The sequence below is a fragment of the Cellulosimicrobium cellulans genome (assembly GCF_024124905.1).
GTDB classification, from domain to species: domain Bacteria; phylum Actinomycetota; class Actinomycetes; order Actinomycetales; family Cellulomonadaceae; genus Cellulosimicrobium; species Cellulosimicrobium cellulans_G.
On the sequence record NZ_JAMXST010000003.1, the window covers coordinates 342,577 to 354,852 of the forward strand.

Sequence of the window (12,276 nt, forward strand, 5' to 3'; positions counted from 1 at the left end):
GGGTTAGCATCGATGTCTGACATTGATGTGAAGGTCAAGCGCGACGACCAGGTGAGGTGGATCACGTGCGGATCGGCGAGCTCTCCCGGCGCACCGGGACCCCGACGCGCCTCCTGCGGTACTACGAGGAGCAGGGGCTGTTCACGCCCGAGCGGGCCGAGAACGGGTACCGGGAGTACGGCGAGCACCTCGTCGACCGCGTGCTCCAGATCCGTGGCCTGCTCGAGGTCGGGTTCACGACCAGGATCATCAAGGAGTTCCTGCCCTGCCTCGGCAACGCGCCGGAGATCCACCTGCACAACGCCTACCCGGACAAGATCGCGCTCCTCGAGACGGAGCTCGGCCGCCTGGAGGACCGCATCCGCATCCTCGAGAAGAACCGCGACGCCATCGCCGACTACCTCGAGCGCATCCGCCCGTTCGCGCAGCGTCCCGAGGACCGTCGCCCGGCACGGTCCGCACCGGCCGCCGTCGGCCTCTGACCGGCTACTCCGGGCGCGGCGCGTACATGATGACGGCGACGCCGGCGAGGCAGAGGAGCGCGCCGACGACGTCCCAGCGGTCCGGCCGGAAGCCGTCCACGACCATGCCCCACGCGAGCGACCCGGCGACGAACACCCCGCCGTACGCGGCGAGGATGCGGCCGAAGTTCGCGTCGGGCTGCAGCGTCGCGACGACGCCGTAGAGCCCGAGCGCGACGACGCCCGCCCCGATCCACAGCCAGCCCCGGTGCTCGCGCAGCCCCTGCCACACGAGCCACGCCCCGCCGATCTCCAGCAGCGCGGCGAGCACGAACAGCGGGATCGAGCGCGCGAGGTCCATGCGCGCCAGCGTAGGCGAGCGCGCGCGCACGCCCGTGGGCCCCTGCCCTGTCGCGGCCGGCGCGGGCCGCCCTGGGTGCTACCGCCGGACCTGCTCCAGCGGCTCCGCGAGGCGCGTGCACTCGCTGCACCGCAGCCGTCGCGCCGTCCGCACCACGGGGTTCCCCACGGAGCTGGAGGGGATCTGGATCCGCACCTCTCGGGTGTGCTCCGCGCACGTGGCTGCGCCGCACTCGCTGCACACGGCCGTCGCGACCCGTCCGTCGCGGGAGGTGGTTCCGCACTCTGCACACTGCATGAGTCCTGCTCTCCGCCGGCGCCGGTGCCGGCTGTTCGGGTGAACGTGTCGTCCCGCGACCCGGGGCGTCGTCGCCCCGGCGCGTGGGGGGCTTCAGTGGGCGGTGGTGGCCTCGGGGGCGGTCGTGATCGCGCGGACGGGTCGGCACGGGTTCCCCACCGCGACGACGCCCGCGGGGACGTCCCGCGTGACCACCGACCCCGCGCCGATGATGCTGTCGTCGCCGATCGTCACGCCGGGCGTGATGGTGACCGAGCCGCCGATCCAGACGTTGCTCCCGATCGTGACGGGCTCGGGCCGCTCCCATCCCTCGCGGCGGCGGACGACGTCCTCGGCGTGGTTCGGCGTGTAGATCGAGCAGCGCGGCCCGATGAGGCAGTCGGGACCGATCGTGACGAGGCCACCGCCGATGACCATGAAGTCGGCGTTGATGAAGGTCCGCGCGCCGATCAGCAGACGGTCGCCGTAGTCGATCGTCAGCGGCGGGCGGAAGTCGATCCCGTCCTCGGCGCCGGGGACGAGTCGGTGGAAGAGGCGGCGCGCCTCGTCGACGTCCTCGAAGTACACGCTCCCGATCCGGGCGCACGTCGCGTGCGCGTCCCGGGTCAGCTCCTGGAGCGCCGGCGACGTGCGGTAGCGCAGCCAACCGCCGGAGAGCAGGCTCCGGAGGTCCTCGTCCGTGGCGGCCAGCTCGGCCATCCTCGTCGTCGGCTCGGTCGTGGTGCTCATCGGACTCCCTCGTCGCGGATTAGTATTTCGATTAAACATATAGGTGGGCGCCATGTGGCGCAAGCCTTGTGGGCAACTGCCGCGCCATCATCCCTGCCGACGTCCGGGCGACTCCCGTCGCACGGTCAGGCCGGGCGGTCGAGCACGCGGCGCAGGCGCGCCTTCTTCTCGTTCTCGTGGACGACCCACGCCACGTCCGGGTCCGACGACTCGCGCAGCGCGGCGAACCGCAGCACGCCGGCGGCCGGGTCACCGGCGACGGCGACGCTCCAGCAGTACCCGAGGGCCTGGCGCAGCGTGCGCACGTCGCCGTCGCGGCGTGCGTCCGAGGGGAGCGCGCCGATCGTGGCGGTCGCGGCTGCGCAGGCGTCCAGCGCGGCGGTCGCGGTCGCGGGGTTCCGGAGGAGGCGCGGCTCGCAGATCCCGGCGACCGCCGCGCGGCGGACCAGCGGGTCAGGGTCGGTGACCCACGACGACACGAGCGCACGGAGCGCGGCCGGCTCGGCGTCACCGATCCGCTGGAGCGCCATCGCGACGGCCTCGCGGACGCGCCACGACCCGTCCGACGCGCGGGCGCGCAGCAGGTCGGTCGGCGCCGCGCGCGCGTCGGCGGGGGCCTGGACGACGAGCCGGCCCAACCCGCACGTGCCGCAGCAGCGGAGGTACTCGTCGGGGTCGTCGGCGAGGGCGCGCACGAGGTCGTCGGGGGCGGCGTCGGCGAACGCGCCCACGAGCTCGAGGTTCGCCCGGGGGCCCGGGAGCCCGGAACCCGCGGTGAGGTACGCCCGCACCGCGGCCGGGTCGTCGTCGAGCGCGCGCAGTGCTGTCCGGTGCTCGTCTCGCACGCTCATGACGACCACGCTAGGACGCGGCGCCCCCGCCGGACAGGGTCTTTCGGCCGGGTCGGCCGGGGTCGGCCGCCGTCGGGCTCAGTGCAGCGGGTCGAACGGGCGGATCTCGTCGGGGGTCTCCCCGGTCGTGACGAGGTGGGCGAGCGCGCGGCCCGTCGCCGGGCCGAGGACGATGCCCCACATGCCGTGGCCGCCCGCGACGTAGACGCCGGGGGTGCGCGTCGCGCCGACGAGCGGGAGACCGTCGGGCGTGACGGGGCGCGACCCGACCCACTCGTTGTGGCGGTCGTCGAGGTCGACGCCCTGGAACAGGTGCCGCACGGACGCGAGGATGGCCTCGATCCGGCGCGGCTGGAGCGGCTCGTCGGGGCCGCGGAACTCCATGGTCCCCGCGATGCGGAACCGCCCCTGGTACGGGGTGCACGCGACGCGGCGCGCGGGCAGGTAGATCGGGGTCTCGACGGGCTCGTCCGTCTTCACGGTGAACGAGTACCCGCGCCCCGCCTGGACGCGCGTGCGCACGCCGAGCGGCGCGGCGAGCGTCGGGAGCCAGGCTCCGGTCGCGAGCACGACGGCGTCGCCCCGCAGCACGACCCCTTCCTCGCGCTCGGTGGGGGATCCGGCGCGGCGGGGCTCCGCGGCCTCCGGCCCGACGGTGTCGCTCCCCCCGGTCGTCGCGCCCGCCCGGGCGGCTCCGGACCCGCGCGTCGCGCCGACGAGCGCGGGGTGCGCGGCGGCGTCGGGGTGCACCGCGCGTGCGTAGACGCACGCGCCGAGGCGGCCGGGCTCGACGTCGAGGACCTCGAGCCCGGTGAGGATCCGCCCGCCGCGGGCGCGCACGGAGTCGGCGAGGGCGTGGACGAACGGGCCGGGCTCGAGGAAGCGCTGGCCCTCGAGGGCGTAGACCGTGGAGACGCGGTCGGTGAGCTGGTGCGCGCGCTCGCCGGCCTCGACGCGCCGGACGGGCACGGTCTGGCCGGCCGCGGCGACGTGCTCGAGCTCGCGGAGGAACGGTCGCGCCTCGCGGACGTGCTCGAACGCGACGGTGAACGGCCCGGGCGTGGTCCCGGCCTCGACGCCGTGCCCGAGGCTCCCGCCCGCGGCGAGCTCGTCGAACGCGTCGAGCGCGACGCGATCGATCGGGGTGAGGGCCGCCATCGCGTGGTCCCAGCGGCGCTGCGTCGCGTGCGCCATGAAGCGCGCGAAGAACGACCACAGGCGCGGGTCGAACCGCAGCGGGACGTGCAGCGGCGCGGCGGGGTCGAGGAGGGCGCGCGGCCCGTACGTCCAGAGGGACGGGTCCGCCAGCGGCATCGCCATGCCGGGGGTCAACCACCCGGCGTTGCCCCACGACGACCCGGCGGCGACGCCCTCGCGGTCGACGACGGTGACCTCGACGCCCTGCTCCTGGAGGTGCCAGGCCGTGGCGAGGCCCACCATGCCGGCGCCGACGACGACCGCCGTGCGGGGCGCTCGGCCGGGCGGCGCGGACCGGGCGTCGCGGGTGCGGGGACGGGGACGAGAGGTCGTGCTCACGCCGGGCTCCTTCGACCGACGCCCGCCTCGCGGGTGGCGAGGCGGGCGCGTGGCTGGTGTGCGACGGGATGGTGTCGCACGACACTCAGCGTGGTGGATCCTTCGGCGTGCGACAAGATGTGCCGAAGGATCGTCGCAAGTGCCGGTGGCGATCGACCTGAACTTCGTCGAACCCTCAGAGGAGGCTCCGCATGCCGAAGGATCTTCGACCCGCCGTCCTGGACGACGTCGACCGCCGCATCCTCGACGTCCTCGCGACCGACGCGCGCGCGACGAACGCGGCGATCGCGGCCCGCGTCGGGATCGCCGCGTCGACGTGCCACGCGCGCGTCCGCACCCTCGTGGAGCGCGGCGTGATCCGCGGCTTCCGGGCGGACGTCGACCCGGCGGCCCTCGGCCGCGGGCTCGAGGCGCTCATCGCGATCCGGCTCCAGGCGGGCGCGCGCAAGGGCCTCGAGGCGTTCCGCGACTACCTGCTCACGCTGCCCGACGTCGAGGGCGTCTTCTTCGTCACGGGCGACCGCGACTTCCTCCTGCACGTCGCGGTCGCCGACTCCGACGCCCTGCGCAACCTGGTCTCCAAGACGCTCAGCGTGCGGCCCGAGGTCGCGGGGACCAGCACGACCGTGATCTTCGAGCACGCGCGCCCCTGACCCCCGCCGCGTCGGGGGTCGGGCGTGCGCGACGGGTCAGGTCCCGGCGCTCTCGCGGACCCGCGAGCGCAGCACGTGCTTGGTGAGCTTGCCGGAGGGGTTGCGCGGGAGCTCGGTGACGAGCACGACGTCGCGCGGCACCTTGTAGCGCGCGAGCCGGTCGGCGAGGAAGGCGCGCAGCGAGTCGAGCGAGGGCTCTGCGCCGGGAGCGGGGACGACGAACGCGACGACGGTCTCGCCCCAGTCGGCGTGCGGGCGCCCGACGACGGCGACGTCCGCGACCTCGGGCGACCCGCGCAGCGCCTCCTCGACCTCCTGGGAGTAGACGTTCTCGCCGCCCGTGATGATGACGTCCTTGAGCCGGTCGACGATGAAGAGGTACCCGTCCTCGTCGACGCGCACGACGTCGCCGGTGCGGTACCAGTCGCCCACGAGCACGGCCTCGGTCGCCTCGGGATCGTCGAGGTAGCCGACCATCCGGGTGTCCGACCGCAGCCAGATCTCGCCGGTCCCGCCGGGGCCGACGTCGTTCCCGTCGAGGTCGACGACCCGCACGTCGACGCCGGGCATCCCGGCGTGGCCGATCGAGCCCGCCTTGCGTTCCTGGTCGGCGGGGCCGAGAGCGGTGCCGACCGGCCCCATCTCGCTCATCCCGTAGACCTGGTGCAGCTCGCCCGGGTAGGCGGCGCGGATCGCGCGCACGGTGTCGGCGCCGACGGGCGCGCCGCCGGCGAGCCACAGCCGCGCGCTCGACAGGTCGAACGTCGACAGGTCGATGCCCTGCGCGGCGGCGACCTGGAGCGGCGCGACGTACGCGATGGGCGCGCCGAAGAACGCGGTCGTGCGCTCGGCCGCGACCGTCCGCAGCATCTCGATCGGGTGGTACTCGCGCAGGAGGACCGTCGTCCCGCCGAGGAACACCATCGACAGGAACCAGTTGTTGAGCGGCGACGCGTGCCAGATCGGCATCGCGAGGAGGAACCGGTCGTCGGCGCGCAGCCCGACGGCGGCCGTCGTGTACGCCGCGACCGAGCTCAGCCCGCGGTGGGTGTGCTCGCAGCCCTTGGGGGCCGCCGTCGTGCCGGACGTGTAGAGCACCTGGGCGATCGTGTCCTGGTCGGGCGGGACACCGTCCCACGCCTCGGCGGTGGCGACGAGCGCGTCGAAGTCGTCGGGCCCCGACGTCCCCGCCGCGTCCTGCCCGACGGCGTCCGTCTCCGTCCACAGCCAGCGCACCGCGGGCGCGGCGGCGGTCACGACGGGGGCCAGGCTCGCGTCCGCGACGCCCAGGACGGCGCCGCTGTGGGCGACGAGCCGCGCGACCTCGGGCGCCTGGAGCTTGTGGTTGACGGGGACGAGCACGGCGCCCGCGCGCCACAGGCCGAACGCCGCGACGACGAAGCCCGGCGTGTTGTAGGTCATGACCGTGACGCGGTCGCCGGGGCGCACGCCGGCGTCCCGGAAGACGGCCGCCGCGCGGCGCGCGGCCGCGTCGAGCTCGGCGTACGAGAGCCGGCGCTCGCCCAGCACGAGCGCCTCCTTGGTCGGGACCTTGCGTGCCGTGCTCTCCAGCATGCTGCCCAGGTGCATGTCGTCCTCCTCGACGTCCTGCTCGGCGTCGTCGTCGACGCCGTCTCGGCGGCCCGGACGGGGACCGGTGCCGCGATGAATTGAATCATGGTTCAATTCTTGGTGGGAAGCCGCGACGAGGCGGCGCACCCTCGACGACGACGGAGGAACCGTGCCCTACCGCGAGACGCCCGCCACGCGGGCCGCCCGCGAGCGCAAGCGCGAGGCGCTGCTCGACGCGGCGCGCACGATCGTCGCCGAGCACGGGTTCGCCGGGGCCAACGTGCAGGCGCTCGCCGCGCGCGCCGGGGTGAGCACGGGCGGCGTCTACTCGTACTTCCCCACCAAGGCCGACCTGCTCGTGGCCGTGTTCCGGCAGGCGGCGGACGTCGAGCTCGACGCCGTGCGCACCGCCGCCGCGGCCCGCCCGGACGATCCCCCGGGCGACCGGACCGTCGCCCGCCTCGGCCGCGCCGTCGACACCTTCGCGCGGCGCGCGCTGCGCGGCCCGACGCTCGCGTGGGCGCTGCTGCTCGAGCCCGTCCACCCGGCCGTCGACGCGGCGCGCCTCGAGTACCGCCGTGCCTACGCCGAGACGTTCGCGGAGGTCGTGCGTGCCGGTGTCGATGCCGGGGAGATCCCCGACCAGGACGTGACGGTCGTCGCGACCGCCCTCGTCGGCGCGATCGGCGAGTCGCTCACCGGTCCGCTCTCCCCGCTCGCGGGCGGCGGCCCGACCGCCTCCGACGGCACGGTCCCGCCCGCGGTGCGGGACGCCGTCGTCGCGACGATCCTGCGCTTCTGCCTGGGCGCCGTCGGCGCCCGGGCGGCGGTCGCCGCCCCTGCGTCAGCCCCCGCCTGACGTCTGCCCGACCCGCCCCGAACCCTCTCCGGGCGCCGCCCGGCGGCGTCCCGACCCCGAGCCACCCGCAGAGCCGCAGGAGGACACCATGACCCCGACCGACACCACCCCGGCCACGCGTCCCGCCGTCGACCCGGCCGACGGCGCGCACCCCGCGCCGCACGTCACGCACCGCGTGACCAACCAGCCGCCGGATCGCGAGGGGGTCAACGAGTACCTCGACCACCCCGTGCTGCGCGAGGCGGTGCACGCGTACGGCGGGGCGTGGGGCGAGGACCGGCTCGTCGAGGTCGGCGCGCTCGTCGGGACGGGGGACTTCCAGCGCGCGGCCGAGCTCGCGAACGTCCACGAGCCCGTGCTGCGCACGCACGACCGCCGTGGGAACCGCATCGACGAGGTCGAGTACCACCCGGCGTACCACGAGGTGATCGGGGCGGCCGTCGCGCACGGCGCGCACACGAGCGCGTGGGCGGATCCCGGGCCGGGGGCGAACGTCGTGCGGGGCGCGGCGTTCTCGCTGTTCGCGCAGGTCGAGCCGGGCCACGCGTGCCCGGTCTCCATGACGCACGCGGCGGTGCCGTCGCTGCGGCACGCGCCGTCGCTCGCCGCGGTGTGGGAGCCGCGGCTGCTCTCCCGCGGGTACGACGGCGCCCTCGCGGCCCCGGGGAGCAAGCCCGGCGTGCTCGTCGGCATGGCGATGACGGAGAAGCAGGGCGGCTCGGACGTGCGCGCGAACGCGACGACGGCCGTGTCCGCCGGGGCGGACGGCGCCTTCCTGCTCACGGGGCACAAGTGGTTCTGCTCGGCGCCGATGTCCGACGCGTTCCTCGTGCTCGCCCAGGTTCCGGGCGCCTCGGGCGGGACCGCGCGCGACGGCGACGCCGCGCCGTCGTGCTTCCTCGTGCCGCGCGTCCTGGAGGACGGCACGCGCAACGTGTTCCGCATCCAGCGCCTCAAGGAGAAGCTGGGCAACCGGTCGAACGCGTCGTCGGAGATCGAGCTCGACGGCACCGTCGGGTTCCTCGTCGGGGAGCCGGGGCGCGGCGTGCGGACGATCATCGAGATGGTGTCGCGCACGCGGCTGGACTGCGTGCACGGCTCGGCCGCGGGCATGCGCCAGGCGGTCACCGAGGCCCTGTGGCACGCGCGGCACCGCAGCGCGTTCGGCGCGGCGCTCGTGGACCAGCCCGCCATGACCGCGGTGCTCGCCGACCTCGCGCTCGAGTCCGAGGCCGCGACGCTCACGTCGGTGCGCCTCGCCGCCGCGCACGACGGCGAGTCCGAGCACGACCGCGCGTTCCGCCGCCTCGCGACGGCCGTGAGCAAGTACTGGGTGTGCAAGCGCGGGCCGCACCACGCGTACGAGGCGATGGAGTGCCTGGGCGGCAACGGGTACACGGAGGCGTTCCCGCTCGCGCGCCGCTACCGCGAGCAGCCGGTCATGGCGATCTGGGAGGGGTCGGGCAACGTCATCGCGCTCGACGTGCTGCGCGCCATGGGTCGCGAGCCGGAGTCGGTCGCGGCGTTCCAGGCCGAGCTGGGCACGACGGCGGGGGCGCACCCGCTCCTCGACGCGCACGTCGCGCGCACGCGCCGGCTGCTCGCGGAGGTCGCGGGGGCCGACGCCGGGGCGCAGCAGGCGCAGGCCCGTCGCGTCGTGGAGTCGCTCGCCCTCGCGCTCCAGGCGTCGCTCGTGGTGCGGCACGCGCCGTCGGGCACGGCCGACGCGTTCGTCGCGGCGCGCCTCGGCGACGACCGCGGTCACGGTTACGGCGTCCTGCCGCGCGGGACGGACGCGCACGCGATCCTCGCGCGGCACGCGGGCGCGTGAGCAGGGGTCGTCGTCAGCCCTGGAGGTAGTGCAGGACGGCGAGGACACGGCGGCTGTACCCGCCGGCGGCGTCGAGGCCGAGCTTGGTGAAGATCGCGTTGCCGTGCTTCTCGACCGCCGAGAGCGACAGGTGCAGCGCAGCCGCGACCCCGGCGTTCGTCCGGCCCTCGGCCATGAGGCGGAGGACGTCGTGCTCGCGCTCCGTCAGCCGCGAGAGCGGGTCGGCGCGGGAGGTGTCCGCGAAGAGCTGGCGGACGACCTCCGGGTCCACGACGAAGTCGCCGGCCTCGACCCGACGCAGCGCGTCCAGGAGCTCCGAGACCCGCATCACGCGGTCCTTGAGGAGGTAGCCGACCCCTGCGCCGCCGCTCGTGACGAGGTCCCGCGTCGGCTCGGCCTCGACGTACTGCGAGAGGACGAGGACGCCGACCCCGGGGAAGCGGCGCCGCACCTCGATCGCGGCCCGGATGCCCTCGTCCGTGTGCGTCGGGGGCATGCGCACGTCGAGCAGCACGACGTCCGGCGCGGGACGACGCCCGAGCAGGGCGAGGAGCTCGTCGGCGTCGCCGACGGCGGCGTCGACCGTGACGCCCTCGTCCACGAGGAGGGCCCGGAGACCCTCGCGCAGGAGGGCGGAGTCCTCGGCAATCATCACGCGCACGGCAGCACCGCCGTCACCGTGGTCGGCCCGCCGGGAGGGCTGGCCACGTCGAGCGAGCCGCCGAGCGCCGCCGCCCGGGCCGCGAGGCCCGCGAGCCCGCGACCGCCGCGCGGGGACGCGCCACCCCGACCGTCGTCCGTGACGGCGGCCCGCACGACGCCGTCGGCCGAGGTCACGGTGACCGTCGTGCGGGTCGCGCCGGCGTGCTTGGCGACGTTCGCCAGGGCCTCGGCGACGACGTAGTACACGCACGCCTCCACCGCGGGCCCCGGTCGCCCGTCCAGGCGGTAGTCGAGCTCCGCGGACGGGGTCGCCCGCGCCGCCAGGCGTGCCAGGACCGGGCGCAGTCCCTGGGTGTCGAGCGCCGCGGGGTGCACGCGCCAGGCGACGTCGCGCACGCTCGCGAGCACCCGGGACGCCTCGTCGGCGGCGTCGGCGAGGAGACGGTCGCGGACCACGGGGTCGGTGGCTCGTCGGCCGCGGTCGAGCAGCATCCCGAGCGCCACGACCTGCTGCTGGACGCCGTCGTGCAGGTCGCGCTCGACCCGACGGCGTTCCGCCTCGACGGCTGCGACGATGTCCGAGCGCGAGGCGGCGAGCGCCTCGACCTGGGCGAGGAGCTGCGTCCGGTCCTCCTCGCCCAGCAACCGGCTCGCCGCCGCCCGCTCGAGCGCCGCGGAGCCGACGAGTCCCATGAGCGCGAGGTAGAGCAGGATCCCGCCCGGCACGACCGCCGAGAGGACGGTGAGTCCGGTCGTCGGGTCGCTGTCGTCGTCCGCCAGCGCGGGGACCCGCAGGTCGAACGCCCACGACGCCGTCATGAGCACCGCCGCGAACGCCCCGTAGGCGAGCAGGAGGAGGATCCCCGCGCTGAGCAGGCCCACGGCGAGGCGGGCGGCGAGGTAGCGCAGGGGTCGACCGGTGCCGTCCGGAGCGTCGGTGTGCCAGGCGAACCACCGCTCCAGGCGCCGCAGGTGCACGCGCACGGCGGCCCGGACCCGCCCGTCCCGCCAGGCCGCCGTCCGGGCGGACGCGCGGGCGAACGGGGCGGCCACCGCGGCAGCGAGCAGCGTCACCGCGTCCATCGGGACGAGGCACACCCCCACCACGACGCCGCACGAGGCACGGACGACGGACGGCGCTCGGCTGGGCACGCGACTCACCCTAGCGACGCGACCTGCGACGCGGACTGCGGAAAACCGCACTCCGTGCCGCGGGGAACCGTCGCCGTCCGTGCGCGACACCGCGTTCCGGCGCGGCTCGCGCCTTCCTAGCGTCGTCGGCATGAGCCTCTCCTCGCCGTCCGTCCTCGCGGCCACCGCCTCCGACCCCGGCCCGATCACCCGCCTCACGGACTGGGCGGTGAGCCTGATGGAGTCCCTCGGCGCACCGGGAGCAGGTGTGGCGGTCGCCCTGGAGAACCTCTTCCCGCCGATCCCGAGCGAGGTGATCCTGCCGCTCGCCGGGTTCACGGCCGCCCAGGGGCGTCTCGGTCTGCTCGAGGCGATCCTGTGGACGACGGTCGGCTCCGTCGTCGGGGCGCTCCTGCTCTACGGGCTCGGTGCCGCGCTCGGCGCCGAGCGGCTCCGCGCCGTCGCGGCTCGCCTGCCGCTCGTCCGGGTCGAGGACGTCGACACCGCCGAGGCGTGGTTCGCCCGGTACGGGACGACAGCGGTCCTCGTCGGGCGCCTCGTCCCGATCGTGCGCAGCCTCATCTCGATCCCGGCCGGCGTCGAGCGCATGCCGCTGGGCAGGTTCCTCGTCCTGACCGCGGTCGGCAGCGGCGTCTGGAACACCACGCTGGTCCTGCTCGGCTACGGTCTCGGAGAGCGGTGGCCCCAGATCGAGGCCGCGATCGGGACGTACCAGAAGGGGGTCCTCGCCGTCGTCGCCGTGCTCGCGGTGGCGTACGTCGTCCACCTGCTGGTCCGCCGCGCGCGTGCCGACTCGCCGCCGCAGCCTGGTGGCCCCGCGCCGCGACGGCACGCGCGGCGCTGAGCACCCCGTCGGAGGAGCGCATGGGTTCGTGGGAACAGGGCGACGGCGTCGTGGAGCTGCCGGACGGGCGTCGGGTGCGGGGCCGCGGGCTGCGGTCCGGGCCGCCCGGGCCGGACGACGCGCCGGAGCTCGGCGTCTACCTCACCGGCACGCCGCCGCCGGCCACGGCGTGGGAGTCGCGCTGGGTCCGGTGGCCGGACTTCGCGCTGCCGCGGTCCACGCCGGACGCCGTCGCGGTGCTGCGCGAGGCGTACGAGCGGGCCGCCGACGAGCGCGTGGAGGTCGCGTGCGGCGGCGGGACCGGTCGCACCGGCACGGCGCTCGCGCTCCTCGCCGTGTGGGGCGGCGTCCGTCCCGACGACGCCGTCGCCTGGGTCCGCGCGCACTACCGGCCCCGCGCCGTCGAGACGCCGTGGCAGCGCCGCTGGGTGCGGCGCACCGGAGCGCGGACGGTCCCGTAGGCCCCG

The 12,276-nt window shown here is 75.7% G+C and carries 13 protein-coding genes; 6 read left to right on the plus strand and 7 right to left on the minus strand.

Going from position 1 to position 12,276, the window contains the following annotated elements; translation table 11 throughout:
- Window positions 1-65 precede the first annotated feature (65 nt).
- Window positions 66-482, plus strand: coding sequence for a MerR family transcriptional regulator (locus tag NHH00_RS10270; RefSeq protein WP_253051764.1), 417 nt, complete (start codon window positions 66-68; stop codon window positions 480-482).
- Between the two features lie 4 nt (window positions 483-486).
- Here NHH00_RS10270 and NHH00_RS10275 read toward each other — a convergent pair whose 3' ends face one another.
- From NHH00_RS10275 to NHH00_RS10290, 4 genes are all read right to left on the minus strand, one after another.
- Window positions 487-822, minus strand: coding sequence for a YnfA family protein (locus tag NHH00_RS10275; RefSeq protein WP_087470594.1), 336 nt, complete (start codon window positions 820-822; stop codon window positions 487-489).
- Between the two features lie 390 nt (window positions 823-1,212).
- Complete coding sequence (locus NHH00_RS10280; RefSeq protein WP_253051766.1) at window positions 1,213-1,848, minus strand: sugar O-acetyltransferase; 636 nt, start codon at window positions 1,846-1,848, stop codon at window positions 1,213-1,215.
- Window positions 1,849-1,973: 125 nt separating this feature from the next.
- Window positions 1,974-2,699, minus strand: a complete 726-nt coding sequence (locus tag NHH00_RS10285) for a HEAT repeat domain-containing protein (RefSeq protein WP_253051767.1) — start codon at window positions 2,697-2,699, stop codon at window positions 1,974-1,976.
- Between the two features lie 78 nt (window positions 2,700-2,777).
- Window positions 2,778-4,235, minus strand: coding sequence for an NAD(P)/FAD-dependent oxidoreductase (locus NHH00_RS10290; RefSeq protein ID WP_253051768.1), 1,458 nt, complete (start codon window positions 4,233-4,235; stop codon window positions 2,778-2,780).
- 191 nt (window positions 4,236-4,426) lie between these two features.
- Here NHH00_RS10290 and NHH00_RS10295 point away from each other — a divergent pair, with 191 nt between their 5' ends.
- Window positions 4,427-4,888: an Lrp/AsnC family transcriptional regulator gene (locus tag NHH00_RS10295; protein ID WP_253051769.1), complete on the plus strand. Its 462-nt coding sequence runs from the start codon at window positions 4,427-4,429 to the stop codon at window positions 4,886-4,888.
- A gap of 36 nt (window positions 4,889-4,924) precedes the next feature.
- On the opposite strand, the gene NHH00_RS10300 is transcribed toward NHH00_RS10295, so the two are convergent.
- Entirely contained in the window at window positions 4,925-6,478 is a 1,554-nt protein-coding gene (locus NHH00_RS10300; RefSeq protein ID WP_253051771.1) for a class I adenylate-forming enzyme family protein, read from the minus strand.
- Window positions 6,479-6,629: 151 nt separating this feature from the next.
- Between NHH00_RS10300 and NHH00_RS10305 the strand changes: the two genes are divergently transcribed.
- Complete coding sequence (locus NHH00_RS10305; RefSeq protein WP_253051773.1) at window positions 6,630-7,319, plus strand: TetR/AcrR family transcriptional regulator; 690 nt, start codon at window positions 6,630-6,632, stop codon at window positions 7,317-7,319.
- Between the two features lie 88 nt (window positions 7,320-7,407).
- Window positions 7,408-9,150 (plus strand): acyl-CoA dehydrogenase family protein, encoded by a 1,743-nt coding sequence (locus tag NHH00_RS10310; protein ID WP_253051774.1) that lies wholly within the window; start codon window positions 7,408-7,410, stop codon window positions 9,148-9,150.
- 13 nt (window positions 9,151-9,163) lie between these two features.
- On the opposite strand, the gene NHH00_RS10315 is transcribed toward NHH00_RS10310, so the two are convergent.
- Window positions 9,164-9,802: a response regulator transcription factor gene (locus tag NHH00_RS10315; RefSeq protein ID WP_253051775.1), complete on the minus strand. Its 639-nt coding sequence runs from the start codon at window positions 9,800-9,802 to the stop codon at window positions 9,164-9,166.
- Entirely contained in the window at window positions 9,802-10,965 is a 1,164-nt protein-coding gene (locus NHH00_RS21035; protein ID WP_253051777.1) for a sensor histidine kinase, read from the minus strand. The genes NHH00_RS10315 and NHH00_RS21035 overlap by 1 nt, the downstream gene beginning before the upstream one ends.
- A gap of 130 nt (window positions 10,966-11,095) precedes the next feature.
- Between NHH00_RS21035 and NHH00_RS10325 the strand changes: the two genes are divergently transcribed.
- Both NHH00_RS10325 and NHH00_RS10330 read left to right on the plus strand, forming a co-directional pair.
- The gene (locus NHH00_RS10325) at window positions 11,096-11,809 is read left to right on the plus strand and encodes a DedA family protein (RefSeq protein ID WP_253051779.1); all 714 of its coding nucleotides are present in this window, start codon (window positions 11,096-11,098) and stop codon (window positions 11,807-11,809) included.
- A gap of 20 nt (window positions 11,810-11,829) precedes the next feature.
- Window positions 11,830-12,270, plus strand: coding sequence for a protein-tyrosine phosphatase family protein (locus tag NHH00_RS10330; protein WP_253051781.1), 441 nt, complete (start codon window positions 11,830-11,832; stop codon window positions 12,268-12,270).
- The last annotated feature ends 6 nt before the right edge of the window (window positions 12,271-12,276 follow it).